At 66.4% G+C, this 23,799-nt stretch carries 23 protein-coding genes; 12 read left to right on the top strand and 11 right to left on the bottom strand.

The genetic code is table 11. The features are described from left to right. The first annotated feature begins 97 nt into the window (after positions 1 to 97). The 5 genes from C41B8_RS11455 (at position 98) to C41B8_RS11435 (ending at position 6,503) form a co-directional block, all read left to right on the top strand. Positions 98 to 1,789 carry an acyl-CoA dehydrogenase family protein gene (locus tag C41B8_RS11455; RefSeq protein ID WP_084188875.1) on the top strand — a complete coding sequence of 564 codons (1,692 nt, stop codon included), beginning with the start codon at positions 98 to 100 and terminating at the stop codon, positions 1,787 to 1,789. 100 nt (positions 1,790 to 1,889) lie between these two features. Further along, the gene (locus C41B8_RS11450) at positions 1,890 to 2,330 is read left to right on the top strand and encodes a MarR family winged helix-turn-helix transcriptional regulator (RefSeq protein WP_037338100.1); all 441 of its coding nucleotides are present in this window, start codon (positions 1,890 to 1,892) and stop codon (positions 2,328 to 2,330) included. Next, positions 2,327 to 3,748 (top strand): TolC family protein, encoded by a 1,422-nt coding sequence (locus C41B8_RS11445; RefSeq protein WP_037338098.1) that lies wholly within the window; start codon positions 2,327 to 2,329, stop codon positions 3,746 to 3,748. The genes C41B8_RS11450 and C41B8_RS11445 overlap by 4 nt, the downstream gene beginning before the upstream one ends. Beyond that, the gene (locus C41B8_RS11440) at positions 3,745 to 4,911 is read left to right on the top strand and encodes an HlyD family secretion protein (RefSeq protein WP_051883429.1); all 1,167 of its coding nucleotides are present in this window, start codon (positions 3,745 to 3,747) and stop codon (positions 4,909 to 4,911) included. The genes C41B8_RS11445 and C41B8_RS11440 overlap by 4 nt, the downstream gene beginning before the upstream one ends. After that, positions 4,908 to 6,503 carry a DHA2 family efflux MFS transporter permease subunit gene (locus C41B8_RS11435; RefSeq protein ID WP_037338095.1) on the top strand — a complete coding sequence of 532 codons (1,596 nt, stop codon included), beginning with the start codon at positions 4,908 to 4,910 and terminating at the stop codon, positions 6,501 to 6,503. The genes C41B8_RS11440 and C41B8_RS11435 overlap by 4 nt, the downstream gene beginning before the upstream one ends. A 36-nt stretch (positions 6,504 to 6,539) precedes the next feature. On the opposite strand, the gene C41B8_RS11430 is transcribed toward C41B8_RS11435, so the two are convergent. From C41B8_RS11430 to C41B8_RS11420, 3 genes are all read right to left on the bottom strand, one after another. Continuing rightward, the gene (locus tag C41B8_RS11430; protein WP_037338093.1) at positions 6,540 to 7,313 is read right to left on the bottom strand and encodes a PilZ domain-containing protein; all 774 of its coding nucleotides are present in this window, start codon (positions 7,311 to 7,313) and stop codon (positions 6,540 to 6,542) included. Between the two features lie 120 nt (positions 7,314 to 7,433). After that, positions 7,434 to 8,273: an MBL fold metallo-hydrolase gene (locus C41B8_RS11425; RefSeq protein WP_037338090.1), complete on the bottom strand. Its 840-nt coding sequence runs from the start codon at positions 8,271 to 8,273 to the stop codon at positions 7,434 to 7,436. A gap of 81 nt (positions 8,274 to 8,354) precedes the next feature. After that, positions 8,355 to 9,014: an NUDIX hydrolase gene (locus C41B8_RS11420; RefSeq protein ID WP_084188873.1), complete on the bottom strand. Its 660-nt coding sequence runs from the start codon at positions 9,012 to 9,014 to the stop codon at positions 8,355 to 8,357. A 217-nt stretch (positions 9,015 to 9,231) separates the two neighbouring features. Here C41B8_RS11420 and C41B8_RS20485 point away from each other — a divergent pair, with 217 nt between their 5' ends. Both C41B8_RS20485 and C41B8_RS11410 read left to right on the top strand, forming a co-directional pair. Then, positions 9,232 to 9,612, top strand: coding sequence for a gamma-glutamylcyclotransferase family protein (locus C41B8_RS20485; RefSeq protein WP_037338087.1), 381 nt, complete (start codon positions 9,232 to 9,234; stop codon positions 9,610 to 9,612). Between the two features lie 62 nt (positions 9,613 to 9,674). Further along, complete coding sequence (locus tag C41B8_RS11410) at positions 9,675 to 10,955, top strand: MFS transporter (protein WP_198025166.1); 1,281 nt, start codon at positions 9,675 to 9,677, stop codon at positions 10,953 to 10,955. A gap of 48 nt (positions 10,956 to 11,003) precedes the next feature. Here the strand turns inward: C41B8_RS11410 and C41B8_RS11405 are convergent, their stop codons facing one another. The 4 genes from C41B8_RS11405 to pyk all read right to left on the bottom strand — a co-directional run bounded on the left by C41B8_RS11405 (position 11,004) and on the right by pyk (position 15,129). Next, positions 11,004 to 11,960 (bottom strand): bile acid:sodium symporter family protein, encoded by a 957-nt coding sequence (locus C41B8_RS11405; protein ID WP_037338083.1) that lies wholly within the window; start codon positions 11,958 to 11,960, stop codon positions 11,004 to 11,006. Then, on the bottom strand, positions 11,957 to 12,559 hold the full coding sequence (locus C41B8_RS11400) for a Maf family protein (protein WP_037338081.1): 603 nt from the start codon (positions 12,557 to 12,559) through the stop codon (positions 11,957 to 11,959). Before C41B8_RS11400 ends, C41B8_RS11405 begins: the two co-directional genes overlap by 4 nt. Further along, the gene (locus tag C41B8_RS11395; protein ID WP_037338079.1) at positions 12,556 to 13,635 is read right to left on the bottom strand and encodes a patatin-like phospholipase family protein; all 1,080 of its coding nucleotides are present in this window, start codon (positions 13,633 to 13,635) and stop codon (positions 12,556 to 12,558) included. Before C41B8_RS11395 ends, C41B8_RS11400 begins: the two co-directional genes overlap by 4 nt. Positions 13,636 to 13,707: 72 nt before the next feature. Further along, positions 13,708 to 15,129 (bottom strand): pyruvate kinase, encoded by a 1,422-nt coding sequence (gene pyk, locus C41B8_RS11390; RefSeq protein ID WP_037338076.1) that lies wholly within the window; start codon positions 15,127 to 15,129, stop codon positions 13,708 to 13,710. A gap of 207 nt (positions 15,130 to 15,336) precedes the next feature. On the opposite strand from pyk, the gene C41B8_RS11385 reads away from it, so the two are divergent. Further along, a complete protein-coding gene (locus tag C41B8_RS11385) occupies positions 15,337 to 16,518 on the top strand; it encodes an MFS transporter (protein WP_037338074.1) in 1,182 nt (393 codons plus the stop codon). On the opposite strand, the gene uxuA is transcribed toward C41B8_RS11385, so the two are convergent. Further along, complete coding sequence (gene uxuA / locus C41B8_RS11380) at positions 16,506 to 17,681, bottom strand: mannonate dehydratase (RefSeq protein WP_037338072.1); 1,176 nt, start codon at positions 17,679 to 17,681, stop codon at positions 16,506 to 16,508. The two genes, C41B8_RS11385 and uxuA, sit on opposite strands and share 13 nt — an antisense overlap. 195 nt (positions 17,682 to 17,876) lie before the next feature. On the opposite strand from uxuA, the gene C41B8_RS11375 reads away from it, so the two are divergent. Continuing rightward, positions 17,877 to 18,932 (top strand): LacI family DNA-binding transcriptional regulator, encoded by a 1,056-nt coding sequence (locus C41B8_RS11375; protein WP_037338070.1) that lies wholly within the window; start codon positions 17,877 to 17,879, stop codon positions 18,930 to 18,932. Next, positions 18,929 to 19,876, top strand: coding sequence for a sugar kinase (locus C41B8_RS11370; RefSeq protein WP_037338068.1), 948 nt, complete (start codon positions 18,929 to 18,931; stop codon positions 19,874 to 19,876). The genes C41B8_RS11375 and C41B8_RS11370 overlap by 4 nt, the downstream gene beginning before the upstream one ends. A gap of 42 nt (positions 19,877 to 19,918) precedes the next feature. Here the strand turns inward: C41B8_RS11370 and C41B8_RS11365 are convergent, their stop codons facing one another. Beyond that, positions 19,919 to 20,164, bottom strand: coding sequence for a hypothetical protein (locus tag C41B8_RS11365; RefSeq protein ID WP_037338065.1), 246 nt, complete (start codon positions 20,162 to 20,164; stop codon positions 19,919 to 19,921). A gap of 205 nt (positions 20,165 to 20,369) precedes the next feature. Here C41B8_RS11365 and C41B8_RS11360 point away from each other — a divergent pair, with 205 nt between their 5' ends. After that, complete coding sequence (locus tag C41B8_RS11360) at positions 20,370 to 20,708, top strand: hypothetical protein (RefSeq protein ID WP_037338152.1); 339 nt, start codon at positions 20,370 to 20,372, stop codon at positions 20,706 to 20,708. Here the strand turns inward: C41B8_RS11360 and C41B8_RS11355 are convergent. Together C41B8_RS11355 and C41B8_RS11350 are read right to left on the bottom strand one after the other, a co-directional pair. Then, the gene (locus C41B8_RS11355; protein WP_198025163.1) at positions 20,705 to 21,886 is read right to left on the bottom strand and encodes an AI-2E family transporter; all 1,182 of its coding nucleotides are present in this window, start codon (positions 21,884 to 21,886) and stop codon (positions 20,705 to 20,707) included. The genes C41B8_RS11360 and C41B8_RS11355 overlap by 4 nt on opposite strands. Positions 21,887 to 21,998: 112 nt before the next feature. Further along, positions 21,999 to 23,123: a nucleoside hydrolase gene (locus C41B8_RS11350; protein ID WP_037338063.1), complete on the bottom strand. Its 1,125-nt coding sequence runs from the start codon at positions 23,121 to 23,123 to the stop codon at positions 21,999 to 22,001. Positions 23,124 to 23,450: 327 nt separating this feature from the next. Between C41B8_RS11350 and C41B8_RS11345 the strand changes: the two genes are divergently transcribed. Then, positions 23,451 to 23,768: a hypothetical protein gene (locus C41B8_RS11345; protein WP_156962514.1), complete on the top strand. Its 318-nt coding sequence runs from the start codon at positions 23,451 to 23,453 to the stop codon at positions 23,766 to 23,768. The last annotated feature ends 31 nt before the right edge of the window (positions 23,769 to 23,799 follow it).

Genomic DNA, 23,799 nt, shown 5'->3' with positions numbered 1-23,799 from the left:
GGGTATGCCCCGTGCCGGCGGCCGGCCCGAGGGCCGGTCTTTTTTTGCCCGAAAGAGAAAATTAATCCTTTCGAAGACTTTCTGAGCCCCTTCGATCATGCTAAACCGTCGAAATATTCGCATTCCGCTGGAGCCGAGCGTGCATCGCAATCCCTATCGCCCGCGTCGCGAACTCGCCACCCACACGGTGACCAACCAAGCGCCGCCGCTGGTCGACTACAACGCCTTCACCACCGATACGGCGCTGAACGCTGCGCTCGAACGCGAAGGCGGCGACTGGGGCCGCGATCGCGCGGTCGCCTACGGTGATATCGCCGGCGGCGAATTGATGGAGCTGGGCTTCCAGGCCAACGAGAACCCGCCGACCCTGCATCTGTTCGATCGCTATGGCGCGCGCATCGACGAAGTCGAGTTCCATCCGGCGTACCACCGCATCATGCAGCGGGCCAAGGAACACGGCCTGCACTCGCTGACATGGACCGCCGATCGCCCGGGCGCCCAGGTCGTGCGTAGCGCGCTCTACTATCTGCACAACCAGTTCGAGGCCGGCACGGCCTGCCCGATCACCATGACCCATGCGGCCGCGCCAGTCTTCGCGCGCTTTCCCGACCCGGGCCGACGCTGGCTGGATCGTGTGCTGGCCGATGCCTACGACGATCGCGTCATCCCGCCGGCCGACAAACACGGGCTGACCGTCGGCATGGGCATGACCGAAAAACAGGGCGGCTCGGACGTCCGCACCAACACCACCGAGGCCACCGCCACCGATCGCGACGGCGTATTCACCCTGCGCGGGCACAAATGGTTCTTTTCGGCGCCGATGTGCGATCTGTTTCTGGTCTTGGCCCAAGACGACGGCGGGCTGTCCTGCTTCGTGCTGCCGCGCTGGACCGAGGCCGGCGAGCGCAATGCCATCGATATCCAGCGGCTCAAGAACAAGCTCGGCGATCGTTCCAATGCGTCCTCGGAAGTGGAATTCCGCGACACCGAGGCGTATCGCATCGGCGAAACCGGCCGCGGCGTGGCCACCATCATCGAGATGGTGTCGCAAACACGGCTGGACTGCATGCTCGGCTCGGCCGGCCTGATGCGCCAGGCCACGGTGCAGGCCATCCACCACGCCCGCCACCGCGAAGCCTTCGGCCAGCGCCTGGCCGATGCGCCGCTGATGCAGGAAGTGCTCGCCGATCTGGCGCTGGAATCCGAAGCGGCGATGGCCTATGCGATGCGGCTCGCCCGAGCCTTCGAAGGTGCGACGGCGCACGAAACCCATCTTGCCCGGCTCGCGACCCCGGTGGGCAAATATCTGATCTGCAAGGCCGCGCCGGCCGCGGTTAACGAAGCCCAGGAGTGTCTAGGCGGCGGCGGTTATGTCGAGGAATCGATCCTTCCCCGGCTGTATCGCCAGGCCCCGCTGAACTCGATCTGGGAAGGCTCGGGCAACGTGCAATGCCTGGATTTGCTGCGCGCGCTGGCCAAGAGCCCGGACAGCATCGCCGCCCTGGAGGCCGAACTGGCGCAGGCCGGCGGGCGCCACCCAGCGTTCGATATCCATTGCGAGGCCCTGGGTACGCGGCTCAAGGAAAAGACGATCGACCCGGCCGGCGCCCGCGCTCTCGCCGGCGATATCGCGCGTGGCCTGCAGGCCGCGATCCTGCTTACGGGCGACGCACCGTGGGTCGGTGAAGCGTTCTGCGCGGCGCGCCTGGCGCCGCGTCGCCCCGGCGCCTACGGCACCGCCGGGCTCGGCGACATGGCCCCGGCGCTGGTGGAACGCGCCGCGATCTGAGCCTCCGATCTCCCGCGGCATAGCTGCATATACAAATAATCTTGACCACTGACTATCTCGTGCCAATAATATCGGTCCGCTCCACCATGGAGAGCCGACCGTGTCCGTCTGTCTGCCCGATTCCATCCGCATGCGCCTGCCGTATTTGCTGGCGCGCGCCCACCAGCGCCAGCTCGACGTGTTTGCGCGGCATACCGCGGCCTTCGACATCGCCGGGCGGGAATACGGCCTCATGCTGTTGCTGGAGGCCCATCACCACTTATGGCAGAGCCAGATCGCCGAAGCACTGGGGCTGGATCGCACCACCGTGACGTATCTGGTGGACGCGCTGGAAAAACGCGACTGGGTGGCTCGGCGACGCGACCCGGCCGATCGCCGGGCGCATGTCGTGGCTCTGACCGCGGCCGGCGAAAAAGCCCTGGCCGATATCAAGCCGGCCGTGGTCGAGGCCAAGAAGGAGCTGCTCGCGCCGTTATCCGAACAAGAACAGGATCAGCTGCGCGACCTGCTCGTGCGCTTGATCACGACGGAGGCCTCATGAATCGCCACCTGATTCGATTCGGCGTTTTCGCCGGTCTGGTCGCGGCCCCGGCGGCCGCCACACTCGCCGCCGATGCCACGCCCACGGGGTCCGCGTCGGACATCGCCACGACGCCGACTCGCAGCCTGTCGCTCGCCGAAGCCGTCAACGATGCGCTATCGACCAACGTGAACACATTGCTGGCGCGCGCCAAGCAGGATGAAGCCGCCGGGCAGCGCGTGTCCGCGCGCTCGGCGTTTCTCCCGCATATTACCGGCCAGATCAGCGAGTCGCGGCAGAAGACCAACCTGGCCGCCCAGGGCTTCAGCTTCGGCTCCGATGTCGGCCCACAGTCCGGCGCTGCTGCCGGGCCGGGCCTGAGTTTCCCGAGCACGGTCACTTACAACAACTTCGACGCGCGCGCCAAGCTGCGCCAAACGCTGTTCGACTACAGCGCGTGGCAGGATTATCAGGGCGCGAAGCTGGGCGAAAAGGTAGCGGCCGATCAGCTTGCCGTGGCGCGCCAGCAGGTCGCGACCCAGGCCGAACTCGACTACGTGCAGGCGCTGTCCGCACGGCGCGCTGTCGCCGCGGCCAAGGCTAACGTCAAACAGGCCAAGACCCTGCTCAAGCTCGCCCGCGATCAGGAACACGTCGGCGTGGCCACCGGTGTCGACGTCACCCGGGCGCGCGCACGCCTGGCGCGCGATGAGGCCGATCTGGCCCAGCGACAGACCGAGAGCACCCGCGCCGATATCCAGCTGGCACGCACCACCGGTCTGCCGCTGGACGCCAACCTGAAACTCACCGATCCACTGGTGTTCCGGCCCATGCCGCTCGGCCCCGTGAATTCCGCGATCGACACCGCCCTGTCCGACCGGCCGGAGATTCAAGTGGCCCGGACGCGTATCGCCCGCGGCGAGCGCCATCTGGCCTCGGCGCGTGGCCAGCGCCTGCCCACGCTGTCGGTAGAAGCCGACTACGGGGCGTCGGGCAACACCCCGAACCAGAACGACCGGCCGACCTATGCCATCGGCGCCAGCCTGAGCGTGCCGATCTTCGCCGGCGGCCAGATTTCGGGAAAGATCGATTCGGCCGCCAGCCAGCTTGACCAGCAACGCATTCGCTTCCGCGATACCCAGCGCCAGATCGAGCAGGATGTGCGCACCGCGCGCCAGACGCTGCTCACCCTGGCTCAGCGCGTCCGCGCGGCACGGGCCAATCTTACGCTGGCCAAGCAGGAGCTGAGTCTTTCGCAGGACCGCTTCGCCCACGGCGTGGGCGACAACGTCGAAGTGGTAGACGCCCAGTCCAACCTGGCCGACGCCCGCAACAGCCGCATCAACGCCCTGGCCGAGTACACGCGCGCGCGCATCAATCTCGCCGCCGCACTCGGACGGGCCCAGCAATTCAGTCTCACTCAGCCGGTGACGCCATGAGCTCGACCGATACCGACAACGATCAAACCGCAGAAGCGGCGGCCGAGGCGCCGAAAAAGAACGGCAAGGGGCGACGAGTCGCGCTCATTGCGGTGACGCTGGTCGTACTGTGCGGCCTGGTCTGGGGTGTGTGGTGGTTTTTGCACCGCAATGAAGTCTCCACCGACGATGCCTACGTGCAGGCCAACATCGGTCAGATGGCGCCGCGCGTGACCGGCACGGTGGCCAAGGTATTCGTGCGCGACAACGAACATGTCAAGCAAGGCGATGTCTTGTTCACGCTCGATCCGGCCGATTTCAGAGCCGCGCTGGCCAAGGCCGAAGCCAACCTGGAGGCTGCGCGGGCATCGTACGCGGCCAGCCAGCAGGATCTGTCGGTGACTCGCCAGACCAGCGCGGCCGATATCGACAACGCCAAGGCAGCGCTCGAATCGGCGCAGGCCGAAGCTCAGCGCGCCGAGGCCGACGCGAAGCGCTATCGCGCGCTGTATGCCAAGCACGAGGTTTCCCAGCAACAACTCGACCAGAAGAACACCCAGGCAAAATCGGCCGAGGCTCAGGTACGTCAGGCGCGCGCCAAGCTCGCTCAAGCCAAGGCGTCGCCGGACCGGATCAAACTCAAGCAATCCCAGGCGTCGTCGGCGCAGGCCAAGATCGCCCAGGCCAAGGCCCAGGTGGAACAGGCGCGACTGAACCTGTCGTATACCGAAATCCGGGCCCCGCATGCCGGCAAGATCGCAAAGAAATCGATCGTCGCCGGCAGTCAGATCAGTGCCGGCCAGTCGGCTATGGCCTTGGTGGAAACCAACCCCTGGGTCGTCGCCAACTACAAGGAAACCCAGCTCGATCGCGTTCGCCCGGGCCAGCCGGTCTCGATCGCGATCGATGCGTATCCGGATCGTGAATTCGCCGGCCGGGTGGAGTCGATCCAGCCGGGTACCGGGGTGACCTTCTCGCTGCTGCCGCCGCAGAACGCCACCGGTAACTTCGTCAAGATCGTGCAACGCGTGCCGGTGAAGATCATCTTCTCCAAGCCGTCGCAGCTGAAGGGGCTGGATATTTCGCCCGGCCTGTCGGTGGAGCCGACCATCAACGTCGCGGGCCCAATCAAGCATCTGGACCGCAGCGACATTCCGGCGACCGAGACCGCTGACGCGCAATGAGCGACACCACGGCGAACGGCAACCCAGCCGCCATCGCCGGTCAGGCCGAATATCCGGCCGGCCGCTGGCTGATTGCGGCCGTCGTCGGCCTGGCGGCGTTCATGGAGGTGCTCGATATCTCCATCGCGAACGTGTCGTTGTCGCACATCGCCGGGTCGCTGTCGGCCAGCCAGGATGAAGCCACCTGGATCCTGACCGCCTATCTCGTGTCCAACGCGATCGTTCTGCCGATCTCGGGCTGGCTGTCGCAGGTGATGGGCCGCAAGCGGTTCTTCATCACTTCGATCGTCGCGTTCTCGATCGCCTCGCTGGCCTGCGGCATGGCGCCGTCGCTGGCATGGCTCGTGGTATTCCGCATCATCCAGGGGGCGGCCGGCGGCGGGTTGCAGCCGGTATCGCAGGCCGTGCTCGCCGATTCGTTTCCCCCACGAGAGCGCGGCATGGCGTTCTCCATCTACGGCGTCGCGGTGGTGTTCGCGCCCGCCATCGGGCCCACGCTCGGCGGCTGGATCACCGATAACGTGTCCTGGCACTGGATCTTCCTGCTCAACGTGCCGGTCGGCATCGTGCTGACCATTCTCGCCTGGCTGCTGGTACACGATACCGCGGCCTACGAAAAAGCCCGCAAGGCCAAGATGGCGGCCGGCTTCACGGTCGACTACATCGGCCTGGCCCTGCTCACGCTCGGCCTGGGCTGTCTGCAGATCATGCTCGACAAGGGTCAGGACGACGACTGGTTCTCCTCGACTTTCATCACCACGATGGCCGTGACCTCGGGGCTATCGTTGCTGGCCCTGGTGCTGTGGGAGCCATTCCAGCGCCACCCGATCATGGATCTGAGCCTGTTCCGGTACCGGAACTTCTCGATCGCCAACATCATGATGTTCATGCTGGGCTTCGTGTTGTTCGGCTCGACGCTGTTGATCCCCCAGTTCGTACAGCAGGTGCTCGGCTACACCGCCACCCTCGCCGGTCTGGTGATATCGCCCGGCGGGTTTGTGATCGTGGTGATGATGCCGATCGTCGGGATGCTATCGGGGCGAGTCGATGCCCGCTGGATGGTCGGCATCGGGCTGTCGCTGGTCTCGATCTCGATGTTTCACATGACCGGATTCGATCTCGACAGCTCGTACACGCAGCTGGTGCTCGCGCGCTGTCTGCAGACGCTGGGGCTGGCGTTCATCTTCATCCCGGTCACCAGCATCGCGTACGTTGGCGTGCCGCCGGACAAGACCGACCAGGTCTCGGCCATGGTCAATCTCACGCGCAACATCGGCGGCAGCGTCGGTATTTCGCTGGTCACGACCTGGCTCGCCCGGCGCGGCCAGTATCATCATGAAGTGTTGGCGTCATCGGTCACGCCTTACGACCATCAGACCCAGGCGTTACTACATCAGCTCACCCAGCACTTCATGGCAGCCGGCGCGGCCTTCAACGAAGCCCGTCATCAGGCTCAGGCCACGATCGCCAATCTGGTGGCCGAGCAATCCCAGCTGATGTCCTTTATCGACGACTACTGGATTCTCGGCATCGTGATCGCCTGCCTGGTGCCACTGTCGCTACTCATGTCCTCGGGCAAGGAAGAGCACTGACACGACAACCCGCCGGCGTAGTGAGCCGCCAGCGCACTACACCGGCGGCTGGAACAACGTCGACGGGGCCAGCGGCCGCAATTCGTCGCGCACACTCTGCAAACGCTCGCTCTCGCGATCGATCTCACAGGTCAGAAACCACAGCCGGCGCGTCTGTTCGTCGCTCAGATCCACAAAGATCAATCCCGCTTCGCGGCGCGCGCCGGTATGAATCGCCACATCGCCGACCCGCGCGCCGAACAGCGCCTGTTCTCCGTTGGGAAACGTCAGGCGAAGATTGACCCAGTCGTCGGGTTCGACCGCGGCGGCGTCGCGGGCGAGCACCAGCCGGCAGCCGCCCACCGACAGATCGACCAGCGTACCGTGTACGGGCGGGGCCTCCGGCCGCGACAAACGGGCCTCGACCCTCATCTCGCCGGGCACGACCCGCGCCCGCCAATCCTGACGTGCATGCCGGAGCGTCAGCCGCAACGGCAGCCGGGTGCGCAGCTCGAGGCTGCCGGCGCGCGCATCGTGCGATACGCCGTCGCAATACATCGCCGACGACACCAGATGCCCGGACCGGCGGCGCGATTCCAGCTGCAACATGTCACCAACGGCTACCGGCGTGCCATGGCCCGCGTCCACACGTTGCCAGATGAGCCGCCCCGGGTCGTCTTCGATCGTGGTGAGAAGTACATGATGGCTGCGGCCATCCGCCATGCCCCGCAGCAGCAATGACTCGCCACGCGCCTGAAGATCGGCCAGCGTGGCTGCCACCGCGGCGGGTTCAGTGATCAGCGTGTACGAGTTTTCGGCGATGGCTGGCATGACCGGCCGGTTGACGCAGGAATAGCGCTTTATCGGCGACCGCCTGCGAGACTTGAGCCGTCGCGATACACAGCGCTCGCTGGCTTGCGGATCGACGACGAAGGTTTCTATGCGGCCAACTTATTCGGTGCGACGCCAACCACGCCCCTCGTCGATGGCCCGACCGCGCTCGGCCAGATGTAACAGGTGCGCCTGAACCTGCAGCGCCGCCATGGTGCGCAGCCGATCATGGAGTTGCGGATAGAGTCTATCGGCGATCGCCTCGGCCGAACGGAGTTCATCCGGCATCAAGGCCGCCACGACCTGGGCTTCGCGGCGCCGACGATGGGCCAGCACATCGGCGATGGTCTGCTGTGGCTGTTCGAGGATATGGCCGTGCGCCGGCGCAATACGCTCGATGGGCAACTGTTCGAGACGGGCCAGCGTGTCGAAATATGCGCCCATGTGGCCGTCCGGTGGCAGAATCACCACGGTCGCATCGCTCATCAAGGCATCGCCGGCCAGCAGAATACCGGCTGCGGGCAACTCGAAGGCGACATGATCGGCTGCATGACCGGGCGTATGTCGGACGATGACCGGCATCTCGCCCACGGTGAGAATTTCGTTATCGATCAAGGGACGGTCGACATGCACCGGGCGGTCGTAATGCGCCAACTCGGCCTTCGGCCAGGCACAGACGGGCGCGCCGGTGCGCTCGGCGAGCCACGCCGCGCCGCCGACATGATCGGGATGCCGATGGGTCAGACAGATCGCGGCGATATCGCCCCCACAAGCGTCGATCAACGCCTGAAGGTGCGATTCGTCGTCCACGCCGGGATCCACGATCAAATAAGGGCCGTGGCCCACGATGAACGTATTGGTCCCCGGCCCGGTCATCGGCGACGGATTGGGCGCGGTCAGGCGACGCAGCCCCGCCCCAATCATCTCCGGCTCCGCGATCCGGTCTTCAAGCTCGATCATCCCTTTCCCCTTGGAGCGTGTGGATATGTCGCTGGGGCACTGCGTCAGCAGGCGCCGGTCGGTGCCCACACAGGCGACCTATCAACAGGCCTTGGTACGCAGACCGGCCAGCGCCGTGGCCGTATCCCGATAATGCGCCAGTTGTATCAGCGTGGCACGGGTCGGCGTCATCAGCCAGCGCCGGCCGGCATCGGCGTCGGCCAGCGCCGCCGCCGGCGCCATCCATTCCGCGGCCACAGTCTCGCGCCCATCGGCCTGGGCGCATTGTTCGTCCGGCGCCGCCAGCGCGTAGAACCGCGTTGCATAACGCTTGGGCGGACCGGGCGGCGTGGTCCAACGCGCAAAGGCCACTGGCATGCTCAGATCGAGTTCCAACGCGAGCGCGTCGATGACGTCGCGCCAATCGCAACGTCCGGCATTGAGCGCGCGGCGTTGATCGGCGATCTGATCGGCAGTTTTCGCATCATGCGTCGCACACAGCAGCCCAGCCTCCTCGAAACATTCGCGCAGCGCCGCCATGCGCCAAGGCCCGTCCGTCAGGTCGGCATCGCGCGTGAGTTCGACGTCGTCGCGATCCACCGCGCCGCCCGGGAACACATCCGCCCCGGCGCCGAAGACATGGCTCGCGTGACGACGCAGCAAGAGCACCTCCAGACCACCGCCGCGGCCGTCGCGCAGTACGGCGACGGTGGCGGCATCGCGAATAGGAACCGGATCGGGCATGGCGGTCGTCGAAGACATCGTGTGTGAGCGTGGGCCCGCGTTCGTGAGTCGGCGTGCATCGGCAGTCTACGTCAATGCCCGAGGGGCAAGCGTGCGTCCGGCGGCGTTATGCGCCGGTATCGCGACACGCCCAGAGCCAACGATTCGCGTCCTGCCGGACACGAGGCCGCCGTGGCGCTCGCGCGAAACAGCCACAGGCCATAGGATATCCCGCATTACCTCGTTCAAACCGATCATGCATCGCGTATTCGTCTACGGCACGCTGCGAGCCGGTGAACTCAATGCGTCCCGGCTCGCCAGCGCACGGCATCGCGGCGCGGCGCGTACCGAGCCCGCATTCACGCTGGTCGATGCCGGGCGTTACCCCGCGGCGCTCGACTACGGCCAGACCGCGATCGCGGGCGATCTGTACGACGTCGACGCCGCAACCTTCGCCGATCTCGACACGCTCGAGGGCTATCCGATCTTCTACACGCGACGTCGCATCACCACATCGGCCGGAGACGCCTGGATCTACCTCTGGGCGGCGACACGCAATCGTGGCTGGCCGGTGATCGAATCGGGCGACTGGCCGGGTTACCGGCGTTCACGCGATCAACAGGGAGCGCTTTCGTGAGCCAAACTTCCGCACAACAACAGCGGCGACGGGACGACGGCCCGTTGCGCGATCTCTACGACATGATCACGGGCGACGAGAATGCCCGCGTGTGCAAGGACATCTCGGACGACGCCTGCCGCGAACAGCCGACCAACTTCTTCATCCATCTGGTATCGCTGTTCGCCAACAAGGCCGGCGATCTGGTCGCCAGCCCGAAACTGGTGCTGCCGTGGCTGCTGGGCGTGCTCGGCGCGCCGACCTGGATGGCGGGCCTGCTGGTGCCGATTCGCGAATCGCTGGCCTTGCTGCCGCAGCTGGTGATCGCCGGCTGGATGCGTGCGCACCCGATCCGCAAATGGTTCTGGGTCGGCGGCGCGGCGGTGCAGGGACTGTCCGTGCTGGCGATGATCGCCGCTGCCCTGGCCTTCAATGGCGCCGCTGCCGGCGGCCTGATCCTGTTGCTGCTGATCGTGTTCTCGCTCGGACGCGGCGTGTGCTCGGCGTCGTACAAGGACGTTCAGGGCAAGACCATTGCCAAAACCCGGCGCGGCACGCTGTCCGGCTATGCCTCGAGCGCAGCGGGCGGGCTGGCCGTGCTGCTGGGCGCGATCCTGTGGTTCGTGCCGGCCCAGCAACACCTTACTCCGATCCTGCTGTTGCTGGCGCTGGCCGGCGTGCTGTGGATCGCGGCGGCCGTGATCTTCGCCGCGTTGCGCGAGTTTCCGGGCGCCACCGAAGGCGGCGGCAACGCGCTCAAGACCGCGGCGGCCAGCCTGTCACTGCTGCGCGACAAGCCGGCCTTCGGCCGGTTCATCGCCGTGCGCGGGCTGCTGATCGCCACCGCCCTGGCCGCGCCCTATTACGCTCAACTCGCCCGGGCCGCGGGCGGTTCGAGCCTGGCGCATCTGGCGATTCTGCTGCTGGTCAGCGGCTTGGCATCGCTGGTGTCGGCGCCGTTCTGGGGACGGTTTTCGGATTATTCATCGCGCCAGGTGCTGATGCTCACCGGCGTCGCGGCGGCCGTATTGAACGTTCTGGTCGCGCTGGCGGTTTGGACCGGCCTCGGCCATATCGCCGGCGTCTGGCCGTTCGCCGTCGGTTATTTCGTGCTGGCCGGCGTTCACGCCGGGGTCCGGCTTGGGCGCAAGACCTATCTCACCGACCTCGGCAACAGCGAGGATCGCGCCCAGCTCACTGCCGTGGCCAACACCACGATCGGCGTCGTGCTACTGGCGGGCGGCGGCATCGTCGCCGCGATCGGCGAGGCCGGACCGGCCGTTGCGGTCGCTGTACTCGCGGTGCCGGCGCTGGCCGCCGCCATCCTCGCACGTGGCCTGCCGGAACTCGAGCAGGCCGCCTGATCGGCTGAATATTGCCAGGCCGCGCCGACACTACAGCGGTCGCGAAACCTAGCCTGCGGCGTTCAGCGGGCGATCGTACTCTCGGCGGCCGTCGAAGCGCTTGCAGAGCGCGGCGACGCCGGCGCCGGACAGGTTATGCCAGACCGAGAACACGGCGCCCGGCAGCGCGGCCACAGGCGAGAAATACTGCTGGGCGAGTGCGACCGCCAGCCCGGAGTTCTGCATGCCGACCTCGATGGCGATGGTGCGAGCGGCCACGCTGTCGCGCGTGGCCAGCCAGGTCAGACCGAAGCCGGCCGCCAGGCCGATCCCGTTGTGAAGTATTACAGCCAACAGCACCAGCGCGCCGAGCGTGGCGATCGAGGCGGCGTTGAGCGCCACAATGATCGCGATCACCAGCCCGATCGCAGCCGCGGAACCCAGCGCGCACCAGCCGTCGCGATCAGCCCAGCGCTCGCCGATCACGCGGTTCACGATCATGCCGCCGGCGACGGGCGCGACCACGATTTCGGCGATCGAAACCAGCATCGAGCCCACCGGCACCGGGATATGCGTGCCGGCATAGGCCCAGGTCAGCAACGGCGTCGCCGCCACCGAGGCCAACGTCGCGATGCTGGTCAGCGTGATCGACAAGGCCACGTCGCCGCCGGCCAGGAAACTGATGACGTTCGAGGCCGTGCCGCCGGCCACGCTCCCGACCAGAATCAGCCCCAGCGTGAGCTGCGGCGGCAGACCGAGCAGATGCGCCACCACCCAGGCGGTCGCCGGCATCAGGCCGAACTGCAGCGTCAGGCCAAGCAGCACGAGCGGCCAGCGCCGGATGGCGCGCGAGAAATCGGCCGGACGCAGCGTCAGCCCCATGCCGAACATGATCACGATCAGAAACGGCACGATCAGAAACTTGCCCGGGCTGAACACCGCCGGCGCCAGATAACCGGCCACCGCGAGCGCGGCGGCCCAGATCGGAAACATAACGGCAATCCGTGCCGGGCTGGGTGCGTTCATGCCGTCCTCCGGTCGACGTTGTTCTGGTACAGGGGATCGAGCCCGGTGGCGCGCAGCAGCGCCGCGGTTTCATAGACCGGCAGGCCCATCACCGCCGAGAAACTGCCCGACAGATGCGAAATGAACTGCCCGGCGTGACCCTGAATCGCATACGCGCCGGCCGCGCCCTGGGGCTCGCCAGTGGCCCAATAGGCCGCGATCGCGGCTTCGTCGAGCACATCCAGCGTGACTTCGCTGACGACCGTGCAGGTTTCGGTGACGCCCGCCGAGAACAACGCCACGCCGGTAATCACGCGATGCGTGGTGCCGCCGAGCGCGGTCAGCATGCGGATCGCGTCGGCCAGATCGACCGGCTTGCCGAAGGCCTCGTTGCCGTAGGCGACCACCGTGTCCGAACCCAGAATGCGGGCACCCGGGTAGGCCGCCGACAGCGCCTCGGCCTTGGTCCGCGCCAGACGCTCGGCCAGGGCCTCGGGCGTCTCGCCGGCCCGCGGTGTTTCGTCGATATCCGCCGGAATCGCCGTGAACGCGAGCCCGAGCTGCTCCAGCAGGCGGGCACGTTGCGGCGAGGCCGAAGCCAGAATCAGGGACTCGCTCATAAACTCTCCACGTGGTCGACCAGACGGCCGCTCGCGGCCAGATCGAAGAACGCATCGCGCATGAATCGCCCGGCATCGATGGCCTGGCGCCAGACCCGTTCGCGCGCGGCATCGTCGCCGGCATAACGATAGAAATCGCGGCGCTCGGGTACGGCGCCATCGACCAGACGCTCTGTCATGGCCGGGCCGGGGCCGACCAGCAGCACATGGTCGGCATGGCGCGGCGCGCGCCAGCCCAGCCGCTTGTCGAGCCAGCCGGGCACCAGTTTGGTATCGAAATGCGGCATGAGCACGATCGGCGCGCTCGTGCCGGGCGCCAGCAACGGCTGGTCGATGTGATAGTCGGTGATACCGCCGTCACGATACAGCCCGGCCGGCGCGCCGGCCGGGTTCTGCACCGCCTGCATGATCAACGGGACGTTGCCGCTGGCAAAGACGGCATCCCGCAGGTTGTGTTCGGTCAGCGCTACGGTGCGGCTGGCAATGCCGTCGTTGGCATACACCATCGTGTCGCCGTCGCGCGCGAACACCACGCGTTCGAAGAACGCGCCGAGCCAGCGCCGCGAGGCCGCGTTGGCAATGCCGGCCGCCACGGAACCGGCCGCCAGCAGTGCCCGTCGGTCGGTGGCCGTCGACCAGCGCGAGCGCACGGTCATGGCATGCAGCCGGTAGCGCGGATTCGTGAGGACGCCGGTCCGCACGTCGGGCGTGAGCACGGTATCGAGAATGCCGGCCAGGGTCGTGGTGATCTCGGCCGCGTCGGGCTTCATGCTGTAACGCTGGCCGATATAGGCGTCGATGAGGGCATCCAGCGCCCCGCCCGGATCGGTCGGGTGGCAGGCCGCCGCACCGGCCCAGGCACCGATCGACGAGCCGACGATCGGCAACGGGGTGTCGCGGGTGGCGAACCAGTCGGTGAACAGCGCGCGATAGAAGGCCGCGATCGCCAGCCATTTGGGGCCGCCGGCGGCGCCCGCGAGCGCACCGATGCGCTCCGGCGTCAGCGGCGACTCGGCCAGTGCGGCCCGCGCCGCGGGACCGGCCTTGAGGGTGAGATAGCGGGCGCTGTCGGTCATGGCATGAAACAAAAAAGCCGGCGCACCGCGACTCGCGATACGCCGGCCGTATCCTGCATCCCGGACCGTCGATTATTCGACGGTGAGAATCTTCATCGTGTTGGTGCCGCCGGGGCCGGTGAAATCACCCTTGGTGATCAGCACGCGATGACCGGCGACCACATCGCCACGCTCCTTCAAGCAGGCCATGGCTTCAGTGCTCGGCACCATGCTATCCAGCTCGCTCGGCTTGAAGGCCACCGGATAGACGTTGCGGCACAGCGCCAGGTACTGCTCGGTGCGCGGGTAGTGCGTGAGCGCGAAAATCGGCACCGGCGCGCCCTGACGCGACATGAGCATCGCCGTGGTGCCGGACTCGGTCAGCGAGATGATGGCATCGGCATGCATATGGCTGGCGGTATAGACCGTGGCCATGGCAATGGCCTCGTCGGTACGCCGGAAATGCGCGGCCAGACCGGCGGGCGAACGATCGGCGACGGCCTCGCGCTCGGCGCCGAGACAGATACGGCTCATGGCCTCGACCGTCTGCACCGGGTACTTGCCTACCGCCGATTCGGCCGAGAGCATGACGGCGTCGGTGCCGTCCAGCGTGGCGTTGGCCACGTCCAGTACCTCGGCGCGCGTCGGCGTCGGGTTTTCGATCATCGACTCCATCATCTGGGTCGCGGTGATTACCAGACGATTCATCTCGCGGGACTGGGCGATAATGCGTTTCTGTACGCCGGGCAGCTCGGGATCGCCGATTTCCACGCCCAGGTCGCCGCGCGCGACCATCACCACGTCCGACGCGCCGATGATTTCTTCCAGCGCGTCGAGCGCCTCGGCACGTTCGATCTTGGCGCAGAGACGGGCGTTGCCGCCGGCTTCGGTCATCAGGCGCCGAGCCTGATGCATATCGGAGGCGCCGCGCACGAACGACACGGCCAGGAAGTCCACTTCCAGCTCGGCGGCGAGCTTGATGTCCTTCATGTCCTTATCGGTGAGACCGCCGGCCGACAGGCCGCCGCCGCGCAGGTTCACGCCCTTGCGACCCGACAGCGTACCGCCCACATCCACGCGGGTGACGATGCGCGGGCCCTCGACCGAGGTCACGGTCAGCGCGATGGCGCCGTCGTTGACCATCAGCTGGCTGCCTTTCTTCACGTCCGCCAGCAGCGGCTTGAAGTAGATGGCGACCGCGTCCTTGGTGCCGGCGTCGGCGTCCATCTCGGTATCGAGCGTGAAGGTCTGGCCGTCCTCGAGCTCCACCGAACCGTCGGCGAAGGATTCGATGCGGATCTTGGGGCCCTGCAAGTCACCCAGCACGGCGACAGGCTTGCCCAGCTCCTTGGCCACGTCGCGCACGGTATTCACGCGTCGACGATGCTCTTCGGCAGCGCCGTGCGAGAAGTTGATGCGCACGGCATTGACGCCGGCTTCGATCAACCGCTTCAAAGTTTCCGGACTGTCGCTGGCCGGGCCGAGGGTAGCGAGTATCTTGGTTTTGCGATGCATGGCGGGGACGCTAGCACAACCATTTGAAAAGCGGCAGACCCTGTCGCCACGAGCCGCGTCAGATCATCGCTCCTGCCCGTGAAAACGGTCCCGAGCCGCGCAATCCCGCGCAGCTCTGCGCGCTCGATCGCGGCGACTACACCCGGGGCACCCCCTCGGGAGCGGACTCGTTAGACTGGCCCGGCCATTCTCCGCTTCCGGCTGGCGATGCCCGCGAATCAACCCGGCATACCGACACGCGCCGCAATCCTCGTTCTGCTCTGGCTCACCGGCATGGCGATGCGGGCGCCGATTCTGGTGGCCGCCCCGCTCGGCCCGCGCATCGCCGACGCGCTGGACCTGAATCAGACCGGGGTCGGCGCACTGACCACGCTACCCGTGCTCGCGCTCGGGCTTGGCGCCATCCCCGCGGCCTGGCTGATCGCGCGGTTCGGCGCCCGCAATACGCTGATGATGGCGGTCGTGCTCACTGGACTGGCTTCGGCCGCTCGGGGCGCCGCGCCCGAGGCGACAATGCTGCTCACTGCGACCGCGGTGACCGGGCTCGGCATCGCCATCATGCAGCCCGCACTTCCGGCGCTGGTCGCGCGCTGGTGCCCGGGCTTCGTCGCCCTCGGCGCCACGGTCTATCTCAACGGCATGATGGTGGGTGAATTCATCGGCGCGGGGCTTACCCTGCCGGCGCTGCTGCCCGCGGTGGGCGGTGGCTGGCGTGCCGCCCTGTTCGCGCTGTCGCTGCCGATCGTGGTGCTGGCGCCGTTCATGCTGCTGCCGCGCTTGCATGGCCGGCGCCCCACCCGCGACGAGGTCGCACATGGGCCGGACTGGCGCGATCCGCGCGTGTGGCGTTTCGGTGGGCTGCTCGGGCTGACCGCCTCGACCTTCTTTGGCCTCAACGCCTATATGGATGCCGTGTTGGCCAGCAAACAGCTGTCCGCGCACGTCGGGCTGGTGTTGGGTATTTTCAACGCCGTGCAACTGTTCACGTCGTTGTTTCTGATGGCGACCATCCGGCGTGTTCTGGCCACGCCTCGATTGCTGTTCGCGACCGTGGTGATCCACGTCGCCGGGCTGGCGGTGGTTCTTGTCAGCGGTTCGTTGTGGCTGATCGCCGGGGTGATCGCGATCAGCTTCGCCTCCGCCGTCCAGCTCATCGCGCTGACCAGTCTGCCCTCGATCGTGCTCGCGCCGGAACGCGCCGGCGCAGTGGCCGCCGGCATGTTCGCGGTCGGCTATGTGCTGGCGTTCGTGCTGCCCCTGTGCGCGGGCGCGCTGATCGACGCCAGCGGCGCGATCGACAGCGCGCTCTATTTCCTGATCGGCCTGAACCTGCTCTGCCTGCCGCTCGGCTGGACCACCACGACCGGTCTGGAAGCTCAGCGGGCGTAGCGCAGCCCGGCTTCCAACCCGCGCAGCTCGGCCAGCCCGCGTAGCCGGCCATAGAGCGGATAGCCGGGGCGCGTATCGCGCGCGCCATCACCCAACAGATGATGGCCATGGTCGGCCCGCACCGGCAATGCCCGGCCGCCGGCGGCGATGCGTCGATCCTCCTCGGCCAGCAGCACGGCCATGACACCGGGGATATCGCCGTCACCGCCCAGGTGTTCGGCCTCGGCGAAGGAACGCGGATCGACCAGATCGCGGGCGACCGAGCGCAGATGCGCGAAATGGATACGCGAGGCGAACTCGCGCGCCATCGCCACCAGATCATTGTCGGCCGCCGCCCCGTACGAGCCGGTACAGAACGTCAGCCCGTGGGCCGGGCTGTCGACGGCGTCGAGAATCCAGCGCACGTCGGCCGCGTTGGAGACGATGCGCGGCAGTCCGAATAACGGTCGCGGCGGGTCGTCCGGATGAAGCGCCAGCTTCACCCCGGCGGCCTCGGCGACCGGCACCACGCGTTCGAGAAAATAACGCAGATTCTCGCGCAGACGGGCGTGATCGATGTCGCGATAGGCCGCGATCGCGTTGCGGAAACCCGCCAGGTCATAGCCGGCATCGGCGCCGGGCAGGCCGGCCGTGACGTTATCGATCAGGCGCCGGCGGGCCGACTCGTCCATGGCCTGGAAACAGGCCCGGGCCGCGGCTCGCTCAGCTTCGTCGTAGTCGTGTTCCGCGCCGGGACGCTCGAGCAGAAACAGATCGAACGCCGCGCAGGCGATGTAATCGAAGGCCAGCGCGGTGCCGCCGCCCGGCAGCGCACGGGCCAGCTCGGTTCGCGTCCAGTCGGCCACCGGCATGAAGTTGTAGGCCACGGTCCGGATTCCGGCGGCGCCGAGCCGGCGCAACGTGGTGGCCCAGGCATCGATATCGGCATCGCGCCCCGGCGCGCCGGTCCGGATCGCCTCGGTGAGCGGAATGCTCTCGACCACCGACCAGGTCAGCCCCGCGGCCTCGATCGCCGCCTTGCGCTCGGCGATCGCCGCCGCCGGCCAGGCGGTATCGTTGTCGATCTCGTGCAGAGCCGTAACGATACCGGTCGCGCCGGTCTGGCGGATCTCGGCGAGCGTGATCGGGTCCGGCGGACCGAACCAGCGCCAGGTATATTCCATGGTGATCTCCTCTTGTTCGCGGGCCTTCGCGGGATCGGCAGGCGCCGGCCGCGATGTCTATACTTGCGCTATAACGAAACGAAAACGTCATCATCGGCCAAGCGGGCCCGCTTGGTCGAACGATGGTCATTTGCGCCCCGTGTTCGTTGCCGCGGCCTGTCCGCGACGAACGCGGGTGGTGTAACGAGGAGTCCGATGAGCGATTCGTGGCCGCTGCAGGCCCAGGACAACACACGCCGGCCCACCATTCGCGATGTCGCGCGCGATGCGGGCATTTCGAAGACCAGCGTCTCGCGTTATTTCGGCGAGGAACGGCATCGCCTGTCCGAAGCGATGCAGGCCCGGATCGAGCGCTCGGTGGAACGGCTCGGCTTCCGGCCGGACCGGATCGCGGCCAGCCTGCGCGGCGGCCGGACACGGCTCATCGGCGCGCTGGTCGCCGATATCCGCAATCCCTACAGCGTCGCGCTGATCCATGCGGCCGAGCGTGCCTGTGGCGACGCCGGCTATTCGCTGATGGTCTGCAACACCGACAACGACGAAACGCTCGAGCGGCGTCATCTGGACGTGCTGGACGGCTACAGCGTGGACGGCCTGATCGTAAACACGGTCGGGCGCAATACGGAAGCGCTGGAAGCGATGCGCCAGCGCGGCATCCCCATGGTGCTGGTCGATCGCCAGATCGAGGTGCTGGACTGCGACATGGTGGGGCTGGACGATGAAGCTGCCGTCGCCGACGCCATCGATCATCTGGTGGCGCGCGGCTTCGAACGACTCGAACTGATCATCGAGCCGGTGGCCGGCATCAGTTCGCGCCAGGCGCGCGCCGAGGCGTTCGAGGCCGAATGCCGGCGCCGCAGCCTGGACGCCACGGTGTACGAGGCGATTATTGAAGAAGCCGCTGTCGAAGCGGCCGATTCGGCCGCACTCGACCAGCGGCTGACCGAACTGCTTGCCGAACCGCGGCCGACCGCCGTGCTGTGCGCCAACGGCGTGGTGACGCTGGCCGTGTGTCATGCGCTGCAGCGGCTGGGCGGCTTCGACCGGCTTGGCGTGCTCGGTATCGACGAACTCGCGTGGTGCGCCCTGGCCGGCCCGGGTATTTCGACCCTGGCGCAGCCGGTCGACGCCATCGGCCGGCGCGCGATCGATACGCTGCTGGCGCGGATCGACGGCGATGCCACGCCCGCGGCGATCCATCGCCTGCCTGCCACGCTCAACGTTCGCGGTTCGACCGCGCCCGCGGCATGACGGCGGCCAACGATGCAACCCGCGTGGATGTGGTGACGTTCGGCGAGAGCATGGCGCTGTTCGCAGCCGATACGCCGGGCGATCTGGCCCAAGTCGCGCATTTCACGCGTCGTCTGGCCGGGGCCGACAGCAACGTGGCGATCGGCCTGTCGCGGCTCGGCCTGCGTGTGGATTGGACCAGCCGTGTCGGTAACGATGCCTTCGGTCGCTTCATCCTGGCTTCGTTGGCGGCCGAAGGCATCGACTGCGGGCACGTCGTAGTGGATCAGGCGCGCCCTACCGGGCTGCAGATCAAGTCCCGCACCAAGGACGGCAGCGATCCGGAAACCGAGTATTTCCGCCACGGCTCCGCGGCCAGCGCGCTGGCGCCGGACGATCTGCCCGCCGAACGCATGCACCACGCCCGCCATCTGCACTGCACCGGCATTCCGGCCGCCATCAGCGAATCGGCGCAGGCGCTTTGTCATCACGCCATGGACGCCATGCGCGCGGCGGGCGGCACGATCTCGTTCGATCCCAATCTGCGGCCCAGCCTGTGGCCCAGCACGCAAGCCATGCGCGAGGCCATCAACGCACTGGCCGCCAAGGCCGACTGGGTACTCCCCGGCATCGACGAAGGCGAGATCCTGACCGGGTCACGCGATCCCGCGGCGATCGCCGAACACTATCTCGCAGCGGGCTCGAACGAAGTCGTAGTCAAACTCGGCGCCGAAGGCGCGTACTGGCAATCGGCCGATGCCCACACGCGGGTCGCCGGTTGTCCGGTGGCGCACGTCGTGGATACGGTCGGCGCGGGCGACGGCTTTGCCGTGGGCTTCATCAGCGCCCGGCTCGAGGGTCTGGCACCGAGCGTTGCCGTGGCACGCGCCAACGCCATCGCCGCGCGCGTCATTCAGTACCCCGGCGACTCGGACGGCCTGCCGCGACGACATGAACTGACGTGATCGACGCGAGCGCCGGCCGCGCGCGCGGCTGCCGCGTCACGCTCAATCGCGGTCGCCCCAGTGATCGCGGTCGTCGTTGTCGCGACGATAGTCGCGGTAGTGATCGTCATCGCGGCGATCGTCTCGATAGCCGTCGTCATCCCGCCGATGATCGCTGTCGTAGTATCGATCGTGATCGACGCGGTAGCCGCGATCGTCGTGGTGGCGCCAGCCGTCGTGATCGTGGTACGGCTCGACACAAGCCGCCAGCACCATCAGCAGAGGCAGCGCAAAGAGCAGTCGTTTCATGTCGTGACTCCGTCGGCTTCGGAATGTACAACTTATGCTGAACAATCTGAACGAGACATGGCACACGCGTGGCGGGCCTTGTCGAACCCGCCCGCAAGATACGAGCGATGCGACCTCATCTCGCGGCGCGTCATACGGTATCGTCAGTGCGGCCCGACGCAACGACACGACGCAACACGATGACCTTCGGCGCCAAACCCAATCCATGAGCCGTGCTCGCTATCCGCACACGCCGGACGGCCGATATTTCGTCGCCCGTAACCGCCTCTGGCGCTGCACCGATCCGTCGCTCGACGAGGCGCAACGCCAGGCCTGGGTATCGGCCCTGATGGCGGCCCGTCGCGCTATCCGCGATGCCCGGGACGATGTCTCCGTCCGAGCGGCCCGGCAACAGGTCCAGAAAGCCAAGGAAGCACTCGGCGAACGCGGGCCGGTCTGGTGGGATGACGGCGCCGCTGACGAAACACGCCGGTCGCCGGCGAACTCGTCGTACGCCGATTGGTGGGCTAGCCTTAGCGCGGAGGAACGCCGGGCCGGCGGCTAATCAGATTTCGGTGGGAGCCGCTCGCCCCCGTTGCCGTTGCCATTTGACGACTCCTCGCGTTCGGCGTGCCGCTCGGAGAGAAAATCGCCCAGGTTGTGTAGCACGTCGATGTGCTCGCTCAGCGTGCGTACGGCCACCAGCAACGGCACGGCCACGACCATGCCGACCACGGACCACAGCCAGGCCCAGAACGAGACGCTGATGAACACGACCACCGTATTGAGCCGCAAGTTGCGCCCGACCAGATACGGCGTGACGAACTGGCCTTCGATGATGCTGATGCCCAGATAGATGCCGCCAGCGATCGGCGCCCAACCGATCCAGTGGAAACTGAGCGCGGCGACGATCGTTACCAATACGATGCCGGCAGCCGCGCCCAAATACGGAATGAAATTCAGCAGAAACGCGATCAGCCCGATCAGCAACGCGTTGGGCAGGCCGAACAGCGCCATGGCGCTGCCGAGCACGATCCCGACGCCCAGATTGATCAGCGTGATCGTGAGCAGGTAGCGCGAGAGCTTGCGCTCGATATTGAACGCGATCTCCACTGCGCGCCGCTTGTCCCGGAACGTGGGCAATACATGCACGATTTTTTCGTAGAACATGTCGCCCGAGGCCAACAGGAACAGCAGCAGCACGAGCGTAAATACGAACTGTCCGAGAATCGCCGGCGCCAGCATGATCGCGGTCGCCGCCATACCACGCTGCTTGACCTCGACCTTCTCGACGTGGTGATCGTCCGTCGGTTTCGTCAACTTCTCGATTTTGGCGTTGATTTCCATCAACCCGTTCATCGAGCGCGACAGCTCGGCCACGCGTTGCTGGATCTGGCGTTCGATACGCGGCGCGTTATCGATCCAGTCCGACGCCGGTACGGTCAGCGCCGACACCAACCCGAGAAACAGCATCAGCAACACCGCCACAATCCCGAACGACGATACGACGGTGGGGATGCCACGACGATCGAATACCCGCCGGACCGGGCCGAACACCATGGCCAGCAGGAACGCGAGCACCACGGGCACGAGGAAATCCTTGGCGATGCTCAGCACGCCGATACAGGCGAATACGAACAAGCCGATCAACGCAATCCGAGCCCCACAGGCCAGACGTTGCGCCGATCGGCTCGTCGTCGTTTCCGCCGTGCTATCGCGGTCGTCGCTCCCTCGCTCGCTCAAGCCTGCTCCTCGCTTCCGACCGGCACGTCGGGCATGCCATCGTCAGAACATAGAACAGTGCCGTGGTTACGACCATAGGCATTTATACGAGTATCAGGGCGGCCCTTCGCGCTCAGTCACTGCGCTCGATGGCCGGCCGGCTGGCGTTCGGCGTCGGTGCCCGCATGAGGTCGATGAATGCCCGATCGAAAGCCTGTCGATCGAGCTTCATCTGGACGATCACGGCCGGCCCGGCGGTCTCGGGCTTGCTCTGTTTCGTCCAGGCGAGGGTATTGCCGTAACTCGGCCCGTGGCTCAGATCCGCATCCAGATATAACGTCCGTGTTTTCTTGACCAGATCCGGATGCAGCCAGGCGAGCGCGGCAATCTCGTCCCACATGTAATAGCGCTCGTTGTCGTACGCGGCCAGATACTGCGCCGCCGGGCTGTGCGACTTGGCGATCGCCGACTGCATCCGGTCCGAATACCAGCTCTGCAACGAGATATCGACCGGCGTATCGATGATTTTTCGCCAATCGGCCGTGAACACGATATGCGCGGCTTCCGGATCGAACCAGACATTGAATTCATGGCTGGGCGTCGTGGTGAACTCGGCGTCGTCGCTCACCGGCGAGATTGAGCCGCCCATCACCACGAGCTGCTTCGCCGTACGGGCGAAACTCGGATCGATACGCTGCGCCAGGGCCAGATTGGTCAACGGGCCGGCGGCGAATACCGTCACCTGCCCAGGATGAGCATGCACCGCATCGATCAGGAAATGCGCGGCATCCTCGTGCTGCGCGCTGATCGACGGCCGCCCTTCCGGCATCGGCTGGCGCGCATTCGGATCAGCCGGATAGGCATCCGGATCGCTGCCATCGCCGCCCCACGCGCCCAGCCAGGCGATATGCCCATAAAACCGTTGCTCGGCTAGCGTACGAACCCGACTGCGAACCAGCGGATGGACCGCGCCTTCGTACACCGGGATATCGCGCCGTCCGATGAGTTCGAGCATGCGCAGCGTGTGCTCGGTCTCGGCCTTCATCCAGGCGTTGCCCGTGACCATGGAAATACCCAGCACTTTCACGTCCGGCGCCTGGATCAACGCCAGCATCGAACGCATGTTGCTGCCGCCTGGCCCCGAACCATCCTGATCGATGACCACCAGCCGCGGCCCCGAGTCCGCTGCCGCCATTGCCGGCCCGGCGGTACAGATCAATGCCAGACATAGCCAGCACGCGCTCAAATAACGCCCCATCGCTTGCTCCCTGTCGAATACGTGATCGTTCGACAAGCATAAATCCGAGCAGAGCATGTTGCGCAGCCGAACATGGACGCGGGTGTATTAGGGCCTGTTGCCATTTCGCGCCAACACACACGTGAACGCTTCGCGTAGCCAACACTGTCCCGCTGGGCCCGGTACGTATTCATCAGCCCAAACGACTGAACACACAGCACAAACAGAACCGGATCGAGACGCGTAGCGCCACCGCCTGGCCCGGGACGGCAAGAAAAAGTTGCACGTTGTGACTTGGTGTTTTACTTATGCATAACACCACATCACTACATCACCAAGACAAACGACATGAAACACGCTACATTGCACTCCTTGGCTGGCCTGGCCTGTCTTTTAGCGGTTTCTATGGCCTCGGCGGCGCCGGATTCCGGTAGCACCGCTTCAATCGGACCGATCGCGTTCGACCACGGGATCCCGGTATTCGAGCTGCCAACCCTGGCGGTCACGCCGACCTACGAACAATCGAAGCCCGCGCGCATCGCGCGTGCTGGCAAGACAGCCCCACCGGGCACGCCGGCCGACGACAATAGGCCGCGCCAGCGCGGTACGGCATCCGGCACACCGGATATGGCGTGCTATACCCCGATGCGCGTGGTCGTGCGTTGATCATGCGTTGGCAATCACACTGGCAGCGGAC

Origin of the sequence: Salinisphaera hydrothermalis C41B8, assembly GCF_000732535.1 — a bacterium.
Lineage (GTDB): Bacteria > Pseudomonadota > Gammaproteobacteria > Nevskiales > Salinisphaeraceae > Salinisphaera > Salinisphaera hydrothermalis.
This window is presented reverse-complemented; position numbering and strand designations above follow the sequence as displayed.

Bases quoted from the DNA above. Each gene is read 5' to 3' on its own strand.
- C41B8_RS11455 (WP_084188875.1), top strand. From the start codon at position 98: ATGCTAAACCGTCGAAATATTCGCATTCCGCTGGAGCCGAGCGTGCAT.
- C41B8_RS11445 (WP_037338098.1), top strand. From the start codon at position 2,327: ATGAATCGCCACCTGATTCGATTCGGCGTTTTCGCCGGTCTGGTCGCG.
- C41B8_RS11440 (WP_051883429.1), top strand. From the start codon at position 3,745: ATGAGCTCGACCGATACCGACAACGATCAAACCGCAGAAGCGGCGGCC.
- C41B8_RS11435 (WP_037338095.1), top strand. From the start codon at position 4,908: ATGAGCGACACCACGGCGAACGGCAACCCAGCCGCCATCGCCGGTCAG.
- C41B8_RS11430 (WP_037338093.1), bottom strand. From the start codon at position 7,313: ATGCCAGCCATCGCCGAAAACTCGTACACGCTGATCACTGAACCCGCC.
- C41B8_RS11425 (WP_037338090.1), bottom strand. From the start codon at position 8,273: ATGATCGAGCTTGAAGACCGGATCGCGGAGCCGGAGATGATTGGGGCG.
- C41B8_RS11420 (WP_084188873.1), bottom strand. From the start codon at position 9,014: ATGTCTTCGACGACCGCCATGCCCGATCCGGTTCCTATTCGCGATGCC.
- C41B8_RS20485 (WP_037338087.1), top strand. From the start codon at position 9,232: ATGCATCGCGTATTCGTCTACGGCACGCTGCGAGCCGGTGAACTCAAT.
- C41B8_RS11410 (WP_198025166.1), top strand. From the start codon at position 9,675: ATGATCACGGGCGACGAGAATGCCCGCGTGTGCAAGGACATCTCGGAC.
- C41B8_RS11405 (WP_037338083.1), bottom strand. From the start codon at position 11,960: ATGAACGCACCCAGCCCGGCACGGATTGCCGTTATGTTTCCGATCTGG.
- C41B8_RS11400 (WP_037338081.1), bottom strand. From the start codon at position 12,559: ATGAGCGAGTCCCTGATTCTGGCTTCGGCCTCGCCGCAACGTGCCCGC.
- C41B8_RS11395 (WP_037338079.1), bottom strand. From the start codon at position 13,635: ATGACCGACAGCGCCCGCTATCTCACCCTCAAGGCCGGTCCCGCGGCG.
- pyk (WP_037338076.1), bottom strand. From the start codon at position 15,129: ATGCATCGCAAAACCAAGATACTCGCTACCCTCGGCCCGGCCAGCGAC.
- C41B8_RS11385 (WP_037338074.1), top strand. From the start codon at position 15,337: ATGCCCGCGAATCAACCCGGCATACCGACACGCGCCGCAATCCTCGTT.
- uxuA (WP_037338072.1), bottom strand. From the start codon at position 17,681: ATGGAATATACCTGGCGCTGGTTCGGTCCGCCGGACCCGATCACGCTC.
- C41B8_RS11375 (WP_037338070.1), top strand. From the start codon at position 17,877: ATGAGCGATTCGTGGCCGCTGCAGGCCCAGGACAACACACGCCGGCCC.
- C41B8_RS11370 (WP_037338068.1), top strand. From the start codon at position 18,929: ATGACGGCGGCCAACGATGCAACCCGCGTGGATGTGGTGACGTTCGGC.
- C41B8_RS11365 (WP_037338065.1), bottom strand. From the start codon at position 20,164: ATGAAACGACTGCTCTTTGCGCTGCCTCTGCTGATGGTGCTGGCGGCT.
- C41B8_RS11360 (WP_037338152.1), top strand. From the start codon at position 20,370: ATGAGCCGTGCTCGCTATCCGCACACGCCGGACGGCCGATATTTCGTC.
- C41B8_RS11350 (WP_037338063.1), bottom strand. From the start codon at position 23,123: ATGGGGCGTTATTTGAGCGCGTGCTGGCTATGTCTGGCATTGATCTGT.
- C41B8_RS11345 (WP_156962514.1), top strand. From the start codon at position 23,451: ATGAAACACGCTACATTGCACTCCTTGGCTGGCCTGGCCTGTCTTTTA.